This window comes from Bradyrhizobium sp. 613_E4_N2_2, from assembly GCF_052075995.1.
In the GTDB taxonomy this organism is placed as follows: Bacteria; Pseudomonadota; Alphaproteobacteria; order Rhizobiales; family Xanthobacteraceae; genus Bradyrhizobium; species Bradyrhizobium barranii.
In genome coordinates this window covers 3,324,696-3,341,634 of record NZ_CP197234.1, presented here as the reverse complement: position 1 = coordinate 3,341,634, position 16,939 = coordinate 3,324,696, and the positions used below count along the sequence as shown (strand labels likewise).

Here is a 16,939-nt window from a genome sequence, read left to right as displayed (position 1 = left end):
AAGACATGGCAGGAAGGGGCGCAACACAACCTGCCGGGAGAGCCGCCATGCTGTTTCCAACCACGATCGCCGGCTCCTTGCCGAAACCCGAATGGCTTGCCGAGCCCAACATGCTGTGGGCGCCCTGGAAGTCGCAAGGCGCCGAGCTTCTCCGCGCCAAGCGCGACGCGACGATGCTTGCCGTCAAGGTCCAGGAGGATGCCGGCATCGACATCGTCACGGAGGGCGAGCAGGCCCGCCAGCATTTCGTGCACGGCTTCCTGGAGAAGATCGACGGCATCGATTTCGCCCACAAGGTCGAGATGGGCATCCGCAAGGACCGCTACAAGGCGATGGTGCCGCAGGTGGTCGCGCCGCTTCAGCTCAAGGGTCGTGTTCATGCCGACGAGGCGCGCGTGGCGCGCACGCACACGAAGAAGAAGCTGAAGTTCACCCTGCCCGGCCCGATGACCATCATCGACACGATTGCGGACCGTTACTACGGTGATCGCGTCAAGATGGCCTTTGCCTTCGCCGATCTCCTCAACGAGGAAGCCAAGGCATTGCAGGCCGACGGCGTCGATCTCGTGCAGTTCGACGAGCCCGCCTTCAACGTCTACATGGACGAGGTCAACGACTGGGGCATCAAGGCGCTGGAGCGTGCCGCGCAGGGGCTGACCTGCGCCACCGCCGTGCACATCTGCTACGGCTACGGCATCAAGGCCAACACCGACTGGAAGGAGACGCTCGGCGCGCAGTGGCGGCAGTACGAGCAGATCTTTCCGGCGATCGACGCGAGCCCGATCCAGCAGGTCGCGATCGAGTGCCGCAATTCGAAAGTGCCGCTCGATTTGCTCGCGCTGCTCAAGACCAAGATCGTGCAGGCCGGCGTGATCGACGTCGCCAGCGACACGGTGGAGACGGCCGAGGACGTCGTGCAGGTGATCGACGCGGTGTCGAAGTTCGTGCCCAAGAGCAATATCATCGCCACCACCAATTGCGGCATGGCGCCGATGCGGCGGGAGATCGCCGAGGCCAAGCTGATGGCGCTCGGCGCCGGTGCCGCGCTGGCGCGCGAGAAGCTGGGGTGATGGTGCTCCGAACGGCACTCGTCGTCACGGCTCTTGCGGGGATCACATTCGCTGCGCGCGCGGAGGATCGCTCCGTGCTGCTGAATTGCAAGGCCATGGTCGAGCGTGCGTCGAAGGATACGGGTACGGCAACCGAGGCCGAGCTCACCCGCTGCCGCCAGATCATGCGCGAATGGGCGCTGCGCGATGCGCGGACGACGGTGGATGAGCAAGGGCGGCCGCTGAAATAGCCACACGCTCGCTGCGTTCCCTCCCCCTTGCGGGGACGGTCAGGCGCGGTGCGCGCTGGGGTGCAATGTGACCTCATAGCCGGCGCTCATCGCGCGCAGCGTCGATGGCGGGGTCAGCAACTGCGCATCGTCAAGCTCTCGCGCGCCTTCAACATAACCCGCCGTCGACCACAGCAGCGCCCCGCCCTGCATCAGCAGAAAGCTTTCCTCGCCCTGCTGCAGCATCGCGCCGTCTGGAAGCTGGTCGAGCGGCACCAGCAGCGCATGAAGCCGCTTCTTGCCGTGATCGAGCCGCTCGTGGTGCAGCACCGTGTCGATATCGTGCATGCGGACATCACGGACGCGGTTGCCCTTCTCCCACGCAGCCCGGAAGCGATTGGCATCGTCACGGCGGCAGTAGAAGCAGGGGCGATGGCCGGCGGCGAGCGCGGTGGCCTCGTCGAGGAAGAACAGCTCGGTCCAGCTATGCGTCGTCATCACCTCGCGACGGCGGCCGCGGAATTCGCAAACACAGGTGAGCCAGGCCGGCGACGACCACCGCTTCTTGAGCAGCGTCCTGGTCGCGGGATCATGGATGATGCCGCGATTGCCGGTGAACAGGCCACGGTGCGGCGTGGCGATGATGTCGCCGGTCGGCGTGACACGGTTTTGCAGGGGCATGGCCACCTCCACCTGTCATTGCGAGCGAAGCGAGGCAATCCAGAAATGCGTCTGCGGAAATCGTCTGGATTGCTTCGTCGCTTCACTCACGCCGCGCCGTCGCGCAGCGGCGGGTGGTAGGACAGCGCGGTGTCCCAGGGGAAGAAGATCCAGGTGTCCTGCGAGACCTCCGTGATGAAGGTGTCGACCAGCGGGCGTCCCTTCGGCTTGGCGTAGACGGTGGCGAAATGCGCATCGGGCAGCATGTCGCGCACCAGCCTGCCGGTCTTGCCGGTGTCGACGAGGTCGTCGACGATCAACAGCCCTTTCCCCGTGCCGCCGCCGAGCTTCATCGCCGCCTCGGACATGCCCTTGAGGACCTGGAGCTCGCCCTGCTTGTCGTGGTCGTAGCTGGCGATGCAGACCGTATCGATGATGCGGACACCGAGCTCGCGCGCCACGATCGCGGCCGGCACCAGCCCGCCGCGGGTGATCGCGATGACGGCGTGGAACGGGCCGACCTCGTTGAGCCGCCAGGTCAGCGCCCGGCAGTCGCGGTGGAACTGGTCCCACGAAACAGGAAAGGCCTTGCCGGCCCGCTCCTGCGCGCTCAGTTCCGGTGCTTCGCCAGCCATTGTTGTCTCCTGCCAATCTTCATCCGGCAGCCTTTCTGCTACCGGGTGATGTTCAATCCCGCCAGCATTTCCTTCACCGCCGCCATCGCCGCTGCCAGCTTGTCCGCGTCGCGCGAGCGCACCACCAGATTGGTGTTCGGCTTCTGATCTTCGTCCATGAACGGATAGCTGCCGATGATGGTGTCGGGATGGGCGGTGGCGATCGCGCGCAGCGGGCTGCCGATGTCACCTTCGCGCGCATTGGCGCGGACCGATTCGGAGAGCATGCGCACGCCCGACTTCAGCTTGGGCGAGACGATGTCCATCATCGCCTGCATGATCGAGGGCACGCCGGCCATCACGATGACGTTGCCGATCTTGAAGCCGGGGGCGAGGATGGTCGCGCTCTGGATCAGCTCGGCGCCGTCGGGGATGCGGGCCATGCGCAGGCGGGCCTCGTTGAGGTCCTGCTCGCTCCAGCGCTCGCGGAAGCGGGCGACGACCTCCGGATGGTGGTCGATGCCGACGCCGAACGCCTTGGCGACGCTGTCGGCGGTGATGTCGTCATGGGTTGGCCCGATGCCGCCGGTGGTGAAGACATAGGCGTAGCGATGCCGCAGTGCATCCAACGCCGCGATGATGTCGTCCTCGTCGTCGGAGACGACCCGGACTTCCTTCAGGTCGATGCCGATATTGGTCAGGTATTCGGCGATGAAGCCGATATTCTTGTCCTTGGTGCGGCCGGACAGGATTTCATCCCCGATGACCAGAATGCCCGCCGTGACGATGTCGCTCATACCTTAAGTCCCTCACCTGTCGGCCCGACTTTGCCGAGGTAACGCGTTGAAGTCACGCGGTTTTGCTGCCGAAATAAGCAGTCCTCAGCCATTTTTTGAGGCACCCTCCCGGCTGTCCCCGGCAAATGCCACAACTCCATGCTTATCGCGCTGGCCCAGCCCTTGCTACCTCCTCAGAGTCATGCACTCTTGCCGCATGGCCAGGACGTTGCGGTCTTCACGAAGGCCTGACGACCTGTCGAATGGCGCAACGCCTTGCGGAGACAAGTCGGGATCTATGGCAGTCGCGTTTGATGAAATGAACATTCCCGGCGGGGACCTTCGCCCCGCCTATCAGGAGCTGGCGCGCTGGCTCAAGGAGACGCCTCCCGAGGCGCTCGAATATCGCCGCCAGGAGGCCGAGCTCCTGTTCCGCCGCATCGGCATCACCTTTGCCGTCTATGGCGATTCCGAATCCACCGAGCGCCTGATCCCCTTCGACGTGATCCCGCGAATCATGTCCGGCAAGGAATGGGCGCTGCTGGAGAAGGGCCTGAAGCAGCGCGTGCGCGCACTCAACATGTTCCTGCGCGACATCTATCATGGCCGCGACATCCTGCGCGCCGAGGTCGTGCCCGACGACCTGATCTTCCAGAACCCGGTGTTCCGCCCCGAGATGAACGGCCAGCAGGTGCCGCACGACGTCTACGTGCACATCGCCGGCATCGACATCGTCCGGGTCGATGCCGAGGACTTCATCGTGCTGGAGGACAATGCCCGTACGCCGTCGGGTGTGTCCTACATGCTGGAAAACCGCGAGATCATGATGCGGTTGTTTCCGGACTTGTTCGCCCGCCACAGGGTGGCGCCGGTCGAACGCTATCCGGACGAGCTGCTCTCCGCGCTGCGATCGGTGGCGCCGCAAGGCGCCTCCGGTGAGCCGACCGTCGCCCTGCTCACGCCTGGCGTCTACAACTCGGCCTACTACGAGCACTCCTTCCTTGCCGACAAGCTCGGCATCGAACTGGTCGAAGGCCGCGATCTCATCGTCAAGAACAACGAAGTGTTCATGCGGACGACCGAGGGAGTGAAGCGGATCGACGTGATCTATCGCCGCGTCGACGACGATTTCATCGACCCCCTCACCTTCCGCCCCGACTCCGTGCTCGGCGTGCCCGGGCTGATGTCGGCCTATGCGGCCGGCAACATCACGCTCGCCAACGCGGTCGGCACCGGCATCGCCGACGACAAGGCGATCTACTCCTACATGCCGGACATCGTGAAGTTCTATCTCGGCGAGGAGCCGATCCTGAAGAACGTGCCGACGTGGCGTTGCCGCGAACCGAAGGACCTTGCCTATGTGCTCGACAATCTCGGCGAGCTCGTCGTGAAGGAGGTCCACGGCTCCGGCGGCTACGGCATGCTGATCGGCCCCGCCGCGACGAAAGCGACAATCGAGGCCTTCCGCGAGAAGCTCAAGCGCGAGCCGGAAGGTTTTATCGCGCAGCCGACACTGGCGCTCTCGACCTGCCCGACCTGTACGGCAAGCGGCCTCGCGCCACGCCACGTCGACCTGCGGCCCTTCGTGCTCACCGGCAGCAAGAACACCACGATCGTGCCCGGCGGGCTGACACGGGTCGCGCTCAAGGAAGGCTCCCTGGTGGTGAATTCGAGCCAGGGCGGCGGCACCAAAGACACCTGGATCCTGGACGAGTAGTCAGATGCTGTCGCGTACCGCCGAAAACCTCTATTGGCTCGCCCGCTATGTCGAACGGGCCGAGTATCTCGCGCGCACCATCGATGCGACGCTACGCGTCACTGCGCTTCCCGCCGCCTATATCGGCAAGACCAATGAATGGGACTCGGCGCTTCTCACCGCCGGCGTCGCCGCGAGCTTCTATCAGCAATACGAAGTCGCCAACGAGCACAACGTCGTCGACTACCTCTCGTTCTCGGCAAGCAATCCATCATCGATCCGGAACTGCATCGAGGCGGCGCGGCTGAACTCGCGCTCGGTGCGCACCGCGCTCACCAGCGAGATGTGGGACACCATCAATTCGGCCTGGATCGAGCTCCAGGAGGTCTGGAGCAAGGGCACCTCCACGCGCGAGGATCTCGCAAAATTCCTGCGCTTCGTGCAGGAGACTTCGCTGCGCTTCGACGGCTCGGCCTACCGGACCATGCTGCGCAACGACGCCTACTGGTTCTCGCGGATGGGCGTGCATCTGGAGCGCGCCGACAACACCGCGCGCATCCTCGACGTGAAGTACCACGTGCTGCTGCCCGAGGAGGAGCATGTCGGCGGCCCGCTCGACTTCTATCAGTGGAGCTCGATCCTGCGCTCGGTCTCGGCGCTGACGGCCTATCACTGGGTCTATCGCGAGACACTGAAGCCGTGGCTGATTGCGGACTTGCTTATCCTCAACGACACGCTGCCGCGCTCGCTGGCAAGCTGTTACGGCAATCTCGTGCGCAACCTCGACCAGATCGGCGTCGCCTATGGCCGCCAGGGCCCCGCCCAGCGCCACGCCCGCGGCATCCGCAACCGGCTGGAACACAGCAATATGAACGACATTTTCCAGCACGGCGTGCATGAATTCATTCAGGAATTTATCACGGACAATTCCAGGCTGGGCGAAATCATCACAAAGCAGTATTTGATCTGATGTCCCCCGGCTGACGAAAACGGGATATCGTCATGGCCGGGCTTGTCCCGGCCATCCACGTTCTTGCTTTTGCGCGGCGAGGAAGATCGTGGATGCCCGGGACAAGCCCGGGCATGACGAGCTTCTTCGCAATAGGCAGCGGGTCTAACCACTAACTTCACGGTCCACCATGCGCCTGCGAATCCTGCACACCACGACCTATCGCTACGAGCCGCCGGCCACCAGCGTGATCCAGATCCTGCGCATGACGCCCGGCAGCCATGACGGGCAGTATGTGGCGGAGTGGCAGATCGACGTCTCGACCGACACCAAGCTCGACACCCATGAGGACGCCTTCGGCAACGTCACCCATGTGCTGTCCTGCGGACCCGTCGGCGACATCAAGATCACCGCCGAGGGCCTGATCGAGACCCACGACACCGGCGGCGTGCTGCGCGGCGCCGACGAGCGCTTTCCGGCCGGCATGTTCTTGCGGGCCACCGACCTCACCACCGTCAATCCGGCGATGACGGCGGTCGCGCGGCAGTTGCGCAGCGAGGCCGAGAGCGACACGCTCGGCTTCCTGCACACGCTGATGACGCAAATCAGCGATCACATGACCTTCGACGAGGATCCGACCAACAGCGGCACCTCAGCGGCCGAAGCGTTCACGCTCAAGCGCGGCGTCTGCCAGGACTACGCGCATATCTTCATCGCCTGCGCCCGCAGCGGTGGCGTGCCGGCGCGCTTCGTCTCCGGCCATTTCCTGCGCTCCGACGGCACGGTGCACCAGGATGCCGGCCATGCTTGGGCGGAAGCTTACGTCGACGGTCTCGGCTGGGTCGGCTTCGATCCCGCCAACTGCATCTGCACCACCGACGCCCATGTCCGCGTTGCGATCGGGCTCGACTATCTCGGCGCAGCCCCCGTGCGCGGCACCCGCTATGGCGGCGGCGCGGAGACGCTGACGGTGGCCGTGAAGGTCGAGCAGGCCGGCCGCGGCGGGCAATCGCAGTCCCAGTCACAGCGGCAGAGCTAGGCGCTGCGGTATCTCGTCACGAGGCATCCGCGGCGCAATCACGTCGCAGCGTTACAGCTGTAATCGACGACGGCCCGCGCTGAAACCGTCCCGTAGCGCCATCTCTTCAACCTCCGTTGTGATCCGTTTCCGCAACAGAGGTTGAGACAGATGCGGCTTCACGAAAAGAACAAGAAGCATTCCGTGCCCCTGCGCGATCCCCACCAGGACATGCTTGCGGGGATCCGGGAGTTGGCTCCCGAGATCAAGGCCCGCGCCGCCGAGATCGAAGCCGCACGCCGCGTCCCGCCCGACCTCGTGGAACGGCTGCGGTCGATCGGGCTCTTCCGGATGTTCGTTCCGCGGAGCCATGGCGGGCTGGAGCTGGATTTTCCGGCCGGACTGGAGGTTATCAAGGCACTCGCCCGTCTCGACGGGTCGGTTGGCTGGATCGCGGTTGTCGCCGGAGCGAGCAGCCTCTTCGTCGCCGCGTCACCCCCGGAGTTGTACCAGCGCATCTATCAGGACGGACCTGATACGGCGATCTGCGGCTCATCCCAGCCGGGTGGAACAGCAGAGCGCGTGGCCGACGGCTATCGCGTCAGGGGCCGCTGGCCTTTCGCCAGCGGTTGCACCCATGCCGACTGGATCGGCGGGTTCTGCATTGTCACCGAGAACGGCAAGCCGGTCCCCGGCCCGCAAGGCAAGCCGCAGGTTCGCGTCGCTGTGCTGCCGGCGCGTGACTGGGAGATCGAGGACACCTGGCACGCGGCAGGGCTCAAGGGCACCGGCAGCCATCACGTCACGCTGCGGGAGACGCTGGTTTCCGAAGCCCATTTCTTCGATCTCGATGCCGCCCCGCGCCAGTCGGGGCCGCTCTATCAGGCGGTGCGGCAATGGCTGCCATTGGTGCACGGCGCATTCTCGGTGGGGATGGCCGAAGGCACCGTCGACGACCTGCTCGCGCTGGCCGCTACCGGAAGGCAGCAATTGTACGCGGCCGTGCCGATGCGGGAGTCCGAGATCTTCCAATACGATCTCGGCCGGATTTCCGCCAACCTCGGGGCCGCGCAAGCGTTTCACGAGGTCCAGGCCGCCAGCCACTGGCGTCACGCACTGGCGAGAACGCTGAACGACGAAGACCTCGTGATCGAGGGTGCCCGCTCCGCGACCTGGCTCGCCACGACCTGCGTCGGCATCGCGGATGCCTGCTTTGCGCTGGCCGGCGCCAGCGCTGTCTACGACAGCTCGCCGCTGCAGCGGCGCCTGCGCGACCTCCACGTCGCAGCACAGCACGCTCATGCGCAGCAGCGGCAATATGTCGATGTCGGCAAGCTGGCGTTGCGTCGATCGGCCGGACATGCCGGCTGAGCGCTCGAGCCGTGCTACACTCGCGGGATCAGACCTGCCCCCGCGAGGTACCCCATGGCGACCGTAAAGCTGCTTTCGGACGATGAACTCTCCGCCGAGGCGCGCGCCGTTTTCGACGATATCCGCAAGGTGCGGAAGTCGGACTTCGTCAACAATTTCTGGCGCGCGCTGGCGCATGATCCGAAGACGCTGCGGCGGACCTGGGAGAGCATCAAGGAGGTGATGGCACCCGGCGCGCTCGATCCCAAGATCAAGGAAATGCTCTATGTCGCAGTCTCGATCGCGCATGGCTGCAGCTATTGCATCCATTCGCACACCGCGGGCGCACGGGCCAAGGGCATGACCGAGGCCGAATATGGCGAGATGCTCGCCATCGTCGGCATGGCCGCGGAGACCAACCGGCTGGTCACGGCGCTCGGCGTCCCCGTCGACGAGGCGTTTCTCGTCGATGCCGCTGACTGAGCGGCAGAGATAGCTGTTTCGCCGGAGAATGACGACCTCCCCCGGGGAATCGGGGGTTTCATGCCTCCCCGAAATTGGCTAGTAATTCCGCGCAAACGCGTTCGGGGACGGGAAATGACCTATTGTTGCGGAATCCTGGTTCGGGACGGTCTGGTGATGATCGCCGACACCCGAACCAATGCCGGGCTCGACAACGTCTCGACCTTCCGCAAGCTCCACATCTTCTCCAAACCCGGCGACCGCATCATGGCGATCGCCAGCGCCGGTAACCTCGCCATCAGCCAGTCGGTGCTGTCGACACTGACCGAAGGCCTGGAGGACCCCACCACGGGCGAGGTCGAGACGCTGATGAACGCACCGACCATGTTCCAGGCCGCCCAGCGCATCGGCCGGGCGATCCGGGCGGTGCACGCGACCGAAGGACCCGCGCTGCGATCCGAAGACGTTTCCTTCGACGTCTCCTTCCTGTTCGGCGGCCAGATCAAGGGCGCGCGCATGCGCCTGTTCATGGTCTACACCGCCGGCAATTTCATCGAGTGCACCACGGACACGCCCTACCTGCAGATCGGCGAGCACAAATACGGCAAGCCGGTGCTCGACCGCGCCATGCATTACGACGTCGAGCTCTACGAGGCGCTGAAGACCGGCCTGATCTCGATGGACTCGACCATGCGCTCCAATCTCGGCGTCGGCCTGCCGATCGACGTGCTGGTGGTGCGTAGCGATGCCTGCGATGCCGATCTCAACCACCGCATCGAGGCGGGCGAGCCCTATTTCCACGACCTGCGCTCGCGCTGGTCGGCGGCCTTGCGCGCGGCGCATCAGAACATTCCGCGGCCGCCCTACAAGAACGAAAAAGAACCAAAAACCTGACAGCCAACTTGAAGAGAGAAAAGGCAGGAAACGATGAGTGAAGCAAACAAGATCGCAGTGGTGACGGGCGCGGGCACCGGTGTCGGGCGCGCGGCGTCGCTGGCGTTGATGAACATCGGCTTCACCGTGGTGCTGGTCGGGCGCCGGCTCGACATGCTCGAGGAGACCGCAAAGCTCGGCCCCGCAGGCAAGAGCCTGTGCGTCACCGCGGACATGACCAAGCCGGACTCCATTGCCGCGCTGTTCGACAAGGTGAAGGCGACCTACGGCCGGCTCGACGTGCTGTTCAACAATGCCGGCATGGGCGCGCCGGCGGTGAACTTCGAGGATCTCAGCCTCGAGCAGTGGCAGGCGGTGGTGAACACCAACCTCACCGGCCCGTTCCTGTGCACCCAGCACGCCTTCCGCATCATGAAGGACCAGAGCCCGCGCGGCGGCCGCATCATCAACAACGGCTCGATCTCGGCGCACGCGCCGCGGCCGTTCTCGGCGGCCTACACCTCGACCAAGCACGCCATCACGGGCCTCACCAAGGCCTCCAACCTCGACGGCCGCATGTACGACATCGCGGTCGGCCAGGTCGACATCGGCAATGCCGCGACGCCCATGACCGATCGCATGGTCAACGGCCCCGGCGTGCTGCAGCCCGACGGCACCACCAAGCACGAGCCGCGCATGGACGCCAAGGCGGTCGGCGACGCCGTCGCCTACATGGCCGGCCTGCCGCTCGATGCCAACGTGCTGACCATGACCGTCATGGCCACCAAGATGCCGTTCGTCGGACGGGGCTAAACTAAAAAAGTGAAAAACAACCCCATGCACAGTAGGCGGCGTGGGGTTGCGACTTGCCTTTGGCAAACGCGGTGACGTCGGCTAAATCCCCGCGCTGCCTCCACAATCGTCATTGCGAGCGCAGCGAAGCAATCCAGGGTGTTTCCGCGGAGAGATTCTGGATTGCTTCGTCGCTTTGCTCCTCGCAACGACGGATGAGAGAGCGGAGCCCTACTCCAAACTCTCCACCTGCCGCAGCGCCGGAAACAGCTTCATCCACAGCAGCGCGACCGCGACGGTGCAGACGCCGCCGAGCACGGCCGCAGGCATGGCGCCGAGCAGCGCGGCTGCGACGCCGCTCTCGAACTGGCCGAGCTGGTTGGAGGCGTTGATGAAGAGGAAGTTGACCGCGCCGACCCGGCCGCGCATCTCGTCGGGCGTTGAGAGCTGCACCAGCGAGAAGCGGATCACGACGCTGATCGTGTCGGCGGCGCCCAGAATGGCGAGCGACAACACCGACAGCCACATCCAGGACGACAGCGCGAACACGACCGTGGCGACGCCGAACACGATCACGGCCTGGAACATGCGCAGGCCTACATGCCGCGAGATGGCGTGACGCGCCAGCACCATGGTCATCAGCAGCGCACCGACCGCGGGCGCGGCGCGCAAGATCCCGAGCCCCATCGGGCCGGTCTGGAGGATGTCGCGGGCATAGATCGGCAACAGCGCGGTGACGCCGCCGAACAGCACGGCAAACAGATCGAGCGAGATGGTGCCGAGGATCGCCGGATTGCTGCGGATGAAGCGGACGCCGGCGAAGATGTTGTCGGCGTCCGTCCCCTCCTTGGAGACCGCCTGCGGACGCGGCCGGATGAAGCCGGTCAAAATCATCCCGAGAATCCAGAACAGCAGCATCACGGCATAGGCAAGATGCGGCGCGACCGCACAGGCAAAGCCGCCGAGCGCCGGACCCGTGATGGTCGCGACCTGCCCCGCGCCGCTCGCGACTGCGGTTGCGCGCTGGAGCGATCCCTGCGGCGCGATCAGCGGCAGCAGCGCAGCGGTGGTCGGGCTCTCGAAGGCGCCGGCAATGCCGAGCACGAAGGTCGCGATGAAGATCTGCACCTCGCTGACCAGGCCGAGATAGGTGATGATCACGAGATAGAGCGCGGTCGCGGCTTCCACGAGCTGGCAGAGCTGGACCACGCGCTTGCGCTCGAAACGGTCGGCGGCGTGGCCGGCGACGAACACCAGAAGCGCGGTGGGCAGGAACTGCACGAGGCCGACCATGCCGAGGTCGAAGGCCGAGCCGGTGAGATCATAGATCTGCCAGCCGATCGCGACCGCCGCGATCTGGCTGGAGAAGCGCGACAGGCTGCGCGAAAGCAGGAAGAACAGGAAGGCGCGGTGGGCAAGGAGCGCGCGGGCACTGACCGGCGGACTGGCTGATATTGGCTGCTCTGGCATCGCCTCTTGGGTCACCCTGGACCGTCCGCCCCCTGATGTCGACGTGCCCCCGCGTGACTGAGGCGCTCCTGCTTGTCAACAGCGGGAGGCTCAGGTCATCTCCCGGCATTGCGTTTGCAACGCGGGCGCGGCCATAATCATTGGGGGTTTTGGGGACACCATGCTGCGCTTGCAATCGGCACTCGGCATTTTCGCATTGCTGTTGATCGCCTTCACGTTGGCAGAGAATCGCCGCGCCGTATCGCTGCGGCAGGCTGCGATTGGCCTCATCGCGACCTTCGTCACCGCGGCTGTCCTCCTGAAAGTGCCCGTCGTCGCGCGCGCCTTCGGCGCCATCAACGACGCGGTCGGCGCGATCTCCGCGGCCTCGCGCGCCGGCTCCTCCTTCGTGTTCGGCTATGTCGGGGGCGGTCCCCTGCCCTTCGATCTGAAGGTGCCGGGCGCCGATTTCATCCTGGCGTTCCAGGCGCTGCCGATCGTGCTGGTCATGAGCGTGCTGACGACGCTCTTGTTCTATTGGCGCGTGCTGCCGCCGGTCGTGCGCGGCATGGCCTGGCTGCTGGAGCGGACGCTGGGCGTCGGCGGCGCAGTCGGGCTCTCGACCGCGGCCAACATCTTCCTCGGCATGGTCGAGGCACCGCTGTTCGTGCGGCCGTACCTGGCGCAGATGACGCGCAGCGAATTGTTCCTGGTGATGACCGGCGGCATGGCCGGCATCGCCGGCACGGTGCTGGTGCTCTATGCGACGCTGCTGGCGCCGCTCATTCCCGATGCCGCCGCGCATTTCGTCATCGCCTCGGTGCTGGGCGCGCCGGCCGCGATCCTCGTCAGCCTGATCATGGTGCCGGAGACTTCCGACAAGCGCACCGGCGGCGCGCTGGAGGATCCTGAGATGGACGTCTCCGGCCCGATGGATGCAATCGTGAAGGGGACGAGCGCGGGGATCGAACTGCTGATCAACATCGTCGCCATGCTGCTGGTGCTGGTGGCGCTGGTCTATCTCGTCAATGCCATCCTCGGCCTGCTGCCAAACATCGGCGGCGCCGCGATCTCGTTGCAGCGCCTGCTGGGCCTCGTGATGGCGCCGGTGTGCTGGCTGATGGGATTGCCCTGGGACCAGGCGGTGACCGCCGGCAGTCTGATGGGCACCAAGACCGTGCTCAACGAGCTGATCGCCTATGTCGACTTCTCAAAACTGCCGCCCGATACGCTCGATCCGCGCTCGCGCCTGATCATGCTCTACGCAATGTGCGGCTTCGCCAATTTCGCCAGCCTCGGCATCATGATCGGCGGCTTAGGGGTGATGGCGCCGGAGCGGCGCGAGGAGATCAACGCGCTCGGGCTGAAATCGATCGTGTCGGGGACGCTGACGACGTGTTTGATGGGCGCGGTCGTGGGGGTGTTGAGTTAGGCTCTCGCCACCCGTCATTCCGGGGCGCCGCGAAGCGGCGAGCCCGGAATCCATCGGGCGTCAGCACATGCCGAGAAATGGATTCCGGGCTCGCGCTGCGCGCGCCCCGGAATGACATCAGCTCTTCAACTCCACCGTCCTGAACTCCGCCGGCAGGATCACCTCCAGCAGTTCCACGTCATCCGAATAATCCAGGATCATGTGCTTGATCTTCGGCGGCTGGGTCCAGGCGCTGCCTTCCTTCATCAAGGTCTCGCCCTGGCCGTCCATGTAGGTCTTCACCCAGCCCTTGAGCACGTAGACCATCTGGAATTCGACGTCGTGGAAGTGCAGCTTCGACACCTCGTTCGGATCGCAGGGGCCTTGCAGGCGGATCACGTGGGCTTGCGCGAGGCCGTGGCTGGCTTCGGCGATGCCGAGGTCGCGGTACTTGGCGTAGGTGCGCAGGCCGTCGGCCTTGAAGTCTTCCTCGCGGTGATGGCTGATGGCGATGCGCTGCTTGGGACGCGCGGGCTTTTTCGGAACGGCCTTTGCCGGTGTCGTGCGCGCCTTCGCCTTCACCGCCTTGCGCGCCGAGGATCGTGCCACGGCCTTGGCTCCGCTCCGCTTCTTCACCGCGGCCTGGGCTGCACTGCGCGATTTTGTTTTCTTGGCCATGGGCCGCCTCCCTGTTGTTATGGGCGGAGGCTAGCACAGAACGAGATATCGTAGGGTGGGCAAAGCGAAAGCGTGCCCACCATTGCCAGATGCAATCGTGGAGAGATGGTAGGCATGGCGCGAGCGCGCCTTTGCCCACTCTACGATGCCGGCGCGCTGTTCAATGCAGCCGGAACACGCCATCCACGGCGCGCAGCTCGGCCGGCTTGATCAGCTTGGAATGCGCGACGGTGACCGAATGGAGCGGACCGTCGAGCTTCTCCTGCCAGAACGCCAGGAAATCCTTCAGCGCCGGAAATTTCGGAAACATGTCGTAGTTCTGCCAGACGTAGGTCTGGAGAAGCGAGGGATGATCGGGCATCCGATAGAGAATTTGCGCCGTCGTCAGCCCGTAACCCAAAAGCTGTTTCCGGAAATCTTCGGAAACGCCCCCACTCCGCAAGCCCATGCCAACCTCCTTTGCAGGAGCGCATTCAAGGGGCGGCTTGGTCGGTGTGCGCCTTACGAGCCACCCGGTACTGATGCGCTCACATGAGAGAAATGTGACGCAAACTGACAATCCATCTCAAGCCTAAAAGTTTAACAAGCTGTTGAAATTCAATGCTTTAGCAGCAGAGGCGGCTCCGTGCTAATACGGTCACCGGGCGGGTTAACGATGGTAAAGAGATTCTGGCACCCGGGCCTTCAGAGTGCCGATTTTTCTGCTAGAAGCCCTTGCCCCCGCAAAATTCCTGTCCTATTTCAGCCTCGCCTGTGCTAGCACTCGCTGGCACAGACTGCTAACGCCAAAAAATTCCCATACCGTGCAACTACTTAGGAGGACTGCATGAAATTCCGTCCGCTTCACGACCGCGTCGTGGTCAAGCGTATCGACGCAGAAGAGAAGACCGCCGGCGGCATCATCATCCCCGACACTGCCAAGGAAAAGCCCTCGCAGGGCGAAGTCGTCGCCGTCGGCCCCGGTGGCCGCGACGAAGCTGGCAAGCTGATCCCGATCGACCTGAAGGTCGGCGACCGCGTGCTGTTCGGCAAGTGGTCCGGCACCGAGGTCAAGATCGACAACGTCGACCTGCTGATCATGAAGGAAAGCGACATCATGGGCGTCCTCGACGTCCCCGCTTCCAAGAAGAAGGCGGCCTAAGAGCCCCCTCTCCCCACCAGCTAAACACCTAAGGAAAAATCCAGATGTCAGCTAAAGAAGTCAAATTCGGCGTCGATGCACGCGACAAGATGCTGCGTGGCGTCGACATCCTCGCCAACGCCGTCAAGGTGACGCTCGGCCCCAAGGGCCGCAACGTCGTCCTCGACAAGTCGTTCGGCGCTCCCCGCATCACCAAGGACGGCGTCACCGTCGCCAAGGAGATCGAGCTCGACGACAAGTTCGAGAACATGGGCGCGCAGATGGTGCGCGAAGTCGCCTCCAAGTCGGCTGACGCGGCCGGCGACGGCACCACCACCGCAACCGTGCTCGCGGCTGCGATCGTTCGTGAAGGCGCCAAGTCGGTTGCCGCCGGCATGAACCCGATGGACCTGAAGCGTGGTATCGACCTGGCCGTGGAAGCCGTGGTCGCCGACCTCGTCAAGAACTCCAAGAAGGTCACCTCGAACGACGAGATCGCCCAGGTCGGCACCATCTCCGCCAACGGCGATGCCGAAATCGGCAAGTTCCTCTCCGACGCCATGAAGAAGGTCGGCAACGAGGGTGTCATCACCGTCGAGGAAGCCAAGTCGCTCGAGACCGAGCTCGACGTCGTCGAGGGCATGCAGTTCGACCGCGGCTACATCTCGCCCTACTTCGTCACCAACGCCGACAAGATGCGCGTTGAGATGGACGACGCCTACATCCTCATCAACGAGAAGAAGCTCTCCTCGCTGAACGAGCTGCTGCCGCTGCTCGAGGCCGTAGTGCAGACCGGCAAGCCGCTGGTCATCGTCGCCGAGGACGTCGAAGGCGAAGCGCTTGCGACCCTCGTCGTGAACCGTCTGCGCGGTGGTCTGAAGGTCGCGGCCGTCAAGGCTCCGGGCTTCGGCGATCGCCGCAAGGCCATGCTGCAGGACATCGCGATCCTGACCGGCGGCCAGGCGATCTCGGAAGATCTCGGCATCAAGCTCGAGAACGTCACGCTCAACATGCTCGGTCGCGCCAAGAAGGTGATGATCGACAAGGAGAACACCACGATCGTCAACGGCGCCGGCAAGAAGGCCGACATCGAGGCGCGCGTGGCCCAGATCAAGGCGCAGATCGAGGAGACCACCTCGGACTACGACCGTGAGAAGCTCCAGGAGCGTCTCGCCAAGCTCGCAGGCGGCGTCGCGGTGATCCGCGTCGGCGGCGCGACCGAGGTCGAGGTGAAGGAGCGCAAGGATCGCGTTGATGACGCGATGCATGCGACCCGCGCGGCTGTCGAGGAAGGCATCGTCCCGGGCGGCGGCGTCGCCCTGCTCCGTGCCTCCGAGCAGCTCAAGGGTCTGCGCACCAAGAACGACGACCAGAAGACCGGCGTCGAGATCGTGCGCAAGGCGCTGTCGGCTCCCGCTCGCCAGATCGCGATCAACGCCGGTGAAGACGGTTCGGTGATCGTCGGCAAGATCCTGGAGAACAAGACCTACGCTTACGGCTTCGACTCCCAGACCGGCGAGTACGTCAACCTGGTCACCAAGGGCATCATCGACCCGACCAAGGTGGTCCGTACCGCGATCCAGAACGCAGCCTCGGTTGCCGCGCTCCTGATCACCACGGAAGCCATGGTCGCCGAGCTGCCCAAGAAGGGCGGCGCCGGTCCGGCGATGCCCCCGGGCGGCGGCATGGGCGGCATGGACTTCTAAGCGCCGAGCTCTGGCACAACACGGAATGCGAAACCCCGGCAGCGATGCCGGGGTTTCTGTTTTGGGCAAACTCTCTCCCCCGTCATTCCCGGGCGCGCGGAGCGCG

The 16,939-nt window shown here is 64.6% G+C and carries 18 protein-coding genes; 12 read left to right on the top strand and 6 right to left on the bottom strand.

Annotation, left to right across the window (positions count from 1 at the left end; genetic code table 11):
- Window positions 1–47: 47 nt before the first annotated feature.
- A complete protein-coding gene (locus tag AB7290_RS15740; RefSeq protein ID WP_085401607.1) occupies window positions 48–1,070 on the top strand; it encodes a methionine synthase in 1,023 nt (340 codons plus the stop codon).
- On the top strand, window positions 1,070–1,300 hold the full coding sequence (locus AB7290_RS15735; RefSeq protein WP_063982454.1) for a hypothetical protein: 231 nt from the start codon (window positions 1,070–1,072) through the stop codon (window positions 1,298–1,300). Before AB7290_RS15740 ends, AB7290_RS15735 begins: the two co-directional genes overlap by 1 nt.
- 39 nt (window positions 1,301–1,339) lie before the next feature.
- On the opposite strand, the gene AB7290_RS15730 is transcribed toward AB7290_RS15735, so the two are convergent.
- The 3 genes from AB7290_RS15730 to AB7290_RS15720 form a co-directional block, all read right to left on the bottom strand.
- On the bottom strand, window positions 1,340–1,960 hold the full coding sequence (locus AB7290_RS15730) for a hypothetical protein (RefSeq protein ID WP_085401682.1): 621 nt from the start codon (window positions 1,958–1,960) through the stop codon (window positions 1,340–1,342).
- A gap of 86 nt (window positions 1,961–2,046) precedes the next feature.
- Window positions 2,047–2,574 (bottom strand): xanthine phosphoribosyltransferase, encoded by a 528-nt coding sequence (gene gpt / locus AB7290_RS15725; RefSeq protein ID WP_028150009.1) that lies wholly within the window; start codon window positions 2,572–2,574, stop codon window positions 2,047–2,049.
- A gap of 38 nt (window positions 2,575–2,612) precedes the next feature.
- Window positions 2,613–3,350 carry a competence/damage-inducible protein A gene (locus AB7290_RS15720; RefSeq protein WP_085401606.1) on the bottom strand — a complete coding sequence of 246 codons (738 nt, stop codon included), beginning with the start codon at window positions 3,348–3,350 and terminating at the stop codon, window positions 2,613–2,615.
- Window positions 3,351–3,627: 277 nt separating this feature from the next.
- Between AB7290_RS15720 and AB7290_RS15715 the strand changes: the two genes are divergently transcribed.
- The 7 genes from AB7290_RS15715 to AB7290_RS15685 all read left to right on the top strand — a co-directional run bounded on the left by AB7290_RS15715 (window position 3,628) and on the right by AB7290_RS15685 (window position 10,490).
- On the top strand, window positions 3,628–5,046 hold the full coding sequence (locus AB7290_RS15715) for a circularly permuted type 2 ATP-grasp protein (protein WP_085401605.1): 1,419 nt from the start codon (window positions 3,628–3,630) through the stop codon (window positions 5,044–5,046).
- A gap of 4 nt (window positions 5,047–5,050) precedes the next feature.
- Window positions 5,051–5,995: an alpha-E domain-containing protein gene (locus AB7290_RS15710; protein ID WP_028150006.1), complete on the top strand. Its 945-nt coding sequence runs from the start codon at window positions 5,051–5,053 to the stop codon at window positions 5,993–5,995.
- 169 nt (window positions 5,996–6,164) lie between these two features.
- On the top strand, window positions 6,165–7,013 hold the full coding sequence (locus AB7290_RS15705; RefSeq protein ID WP_063982452.1) for a transglutaminase family protein: 849 nt from the start codon (window positions 6,165–6,167) through the stop codon (window positions 7,011–7,013).
- A gap of 150 nt (window positions 7,014–7,163) precedes the next feature.
- Window positions 7,164–8,363 (top strand): flavin-dependent monooxygenase, encoded by a 1,200-nt coding sequence (locus AB7290_RS15700; protein WP_085401604.1) that lies wholly within the window; start codon window positions 7,164–7,166, stop codon window positions 8,361–8,363.
- A 54-nt stretch (window positions 8,364–8,417) separates the two neighbouring features.
- Window positions 8,418–8,825, top strand: a complete 408-nt coding sequence (locus tag AB7290_RS15695) for a carboxymuconolactone decarboxylase family protein (protein WP_028154692.1) — start codon at window positions 8,418–8,420, stop codon at window positions 8,823–8,825.
- Window positions 8,826–8,939: 114 nt separating this feature from the next.
- The gene (locus AB7290_RS15690) at window positions 8,940–9,698 is read left to right on the top strand and encodes a proteasome-type protease (protein WP_028154691.1); all 759 of its coding nucleotides are present in this window, start codon (window positions 8,940–8,942) and stop codon (window positions 9,696–9,698) included.
- Window positions 9,699–9,731: 33 nt separating this feature from the next.
- Window positions 9,732–10,490 (top strand): SDR family oxidoreductase, encoded by a 759-nt coding sequence (locus AB7290_RS15685; RefSeq protein WP_028150002.1) that lies wholly within the window; start codon window positions 9,732–9,734, stop codon window positions 10,488–10,490.
- A 210-nt stretch (window positions 10,491–10,700) separates the two neighbouring features.
- Here the strand turns inward: AB7290_RS15685 and AB7290_RS15680 are convergent, their stop codons facing one another.
- Entirely contained in the window at window positions 10,701–11,939 is a 1,239-nt protein-coding gene (locus AB7290_RS15680) for an MFS transporter (RefSeq protein WP_085401603.1), read from the bottom strand.
- A 160-nt stretch (window positions 11,940–12,099) separates the two neighbouring features.
- Here AB7290_RS15680 and AB7290_RS15675 point away from each other — a divergent pair, with 160 nt between their 5' ends.
- A complete protein-coding gene (locus tag AB7290_RS15675) occupies window positions 12,100–13,350 on the top strand; it encodes a NupC/NupG family nucleoside CNT transporter (protein ID WP_085401602.1) in 1,251 nt (416 codons plus the stop codon).
- 117 nt (window positions 13,351–13,467) lie between these two features.
- On the opposite strand, the gene AB7290_RS15670 is transcribed toward AB7290_RS15675, so the two are convergent.
- Both AB7290_RS15670 and AB7290_RS15665 read right to left on the bottom strand, forming a co-directional pair.
- Window positions 13,468–14,007 carry a cupin domain-containing protein gene (locus tag AB7290_RS15670; protein WP_085401601.1) on the bottom strand — a complete coding sequence of 180 codons (540 nt, stop codon included), beginning with the start codon at window positions 14,005–14,007 and terminating at the stop codon, window positions 13,468–13,470.
- 160 nt (window positions 14,008–14,167) lie between these two features.
- On the bottom strand, window positions 14,168–14,455 hold the full coding sequence (locus AB7290_RS15665; RefSeq protein WP_014494242.1) for an usg protein: 288 nt from the start codon (window positions 14,453–14,455) through the stop codon (window positions 14,168–14,170).
- A gap of 378 nt (window positions 14,456–14,833) precedes the next feature.
- Here AB7290_RS15665 and AB7290_RS15660 point away from each other — a divergent pair, with 378 nt between their 5' ends.
- Window positions 14,834–15,148, top strand: coding sequence for a co-chaperone GroES (locus AB7290_RS15660; RefSeq protein WP_008139213.1), 315 nt, complete (start codon window positions 14,834–14,836; stop codon window positions 15,146–15,148).
- Between the two features lie 44 nt (window positions 15,149–15,192).
- On the top strand, window positions 15,193–16,833 hold the full coding sequence (gene groL / locus AB7290_RS15655) for a chaperonin GroEL (RefSeq protein ID WP_071912538.1): 1,641 nt from the start codon (window positions 15,193–15,195) through the stop codon (window positions 16,831–16,833).
- The last annotated feature ends 106 nt before the right edge of the window (window positions 16,834–16,939 follow it).

Bases quoted from the DNA above. Each gene is read 5' to 3' on its own strand.
- AB7290_RS15740 (WP_085401607.1), top strand. From the start codon at position 48: ATGCTGTTTCCAACCACGATCGCCGGCTCCTTGCCGAAACCCGAATGG.
- AB7290_RS15735 (WP_063982454.1), top strand. From the start codon at position 1,070: ATGGTGCTCCGAACGGCACTCGTCGTCACGGCTCTTGCGGGGATCACA.
- AB7290_RS15730 (WP_085401682.1), bottom strand. From the start codon at position 1,960: ATGCCCCTGCAAAACCGTGTCACGCCGACCGGCGACATCATCGCCACG.
- gpt (WP_028150009.1), bottom strand. From the start codon at position 2,574: ATGGCTGGCGAAGCACCGGAACTGAGCGCGCAGGAGCGGGCCGGCAAG.
- AB7290_RS15720 (WP_085401606.1), bottom strand. From the start codon at position 3,350: ATGAGCGACATCGTCACGGCGGGCATTCTGGTCATCGGGGATGAAATC.
- AB7290_RS15715 (WP_085401605.1), top strand. From the start codon at position 3,628: ATGGCAGTCGCGTTTGATGAAATGAACATTCCCGGCGGGGACCTTCGC.
- AB7290_RS15710 (WP_028150006.1), top strand. From the start codon at position 5,051: ATGCTGTCGCGTACCGCCGAAAACCTCTATTGGCTCGCCCGCTATGTC.
- AB7290_RS15705 (WP_063982452.1), top strand. From the start codon at position 6,165: ATGCGCCTGCGAATCCTGCACACCACGACCTATCGCTACGAGCCGCCG.
- AB7290_RS15700 (WP_085401604.1), top strand. From the start codon at position 7,164: ATGCGGCTTCACGAAAAGAACAAGAAGCATTCCGTGCCCCTGCGCGAT.
- AB7290_RS15695 (WP_028154692.1), top strand. From the start codon at position 8,418: ATGGCGACCGTAAAGCTGCTTTCGGACGATGAACTCTCCGCCGAGGCG.
- AB7290_RS15690 (WP_028154691.1), top strand. From the start codon at position 8,940: ATGACCTATTGTTGCGGAATCCTGGTTCGGGACGGTCTGGTGATGATC.
- AB7290_RS15685 (WP_028150002.1), top strand. From the start codon at position 9,732: ATGAGTGAAGCAAACAAGATCGCAGTGGTGACGGGCGCGGGCACCGGT.
- AB7290_RS15680 (WP_085401603.1), bottom strand. From the start codon at position 11,939: ATGCCAGAGCAGCCAATATCAGCCAGTCCGCCGGTCAGTGCCCGCGCG.
- AB7290_RS15675 (WP_085401602.1), top strand. From the start codon at position 12,100: ATGCTGCGCTTGCAATCGGCACTCGGCATTTTCGCATTGCTGTTGATC.
- AB7290_RS15670 (WP_085401601.1), bottom strand. From the start codon at position 14,007: ATGGCCAAGAAAACAAAATCGCGCAGTGCAGCCCAGGCCGCGGTGAAG.
- AB7290_RS15665 (WP_014494242.1), bottom strand. From the start codon at position 14,455: ATGGGCTTGCGGAGTGGGGGCGTTTCCGAAGATTTCCGGAAACAGCTT.
- AB7290_RS15660 (WP_008139213.1), top strand. From the start codon at position 14,834: ATGAAATTCCGTCCGCTTCACGACCGCGTCGTGGTCAAGCGTATCGAC.
- groL (WP_071912538.1), top strand. From the start codon at position 15,193: ATGTCAGCTAAAGAAGTCAAATTCGGCGTCGATGCACGCGACAAGATG.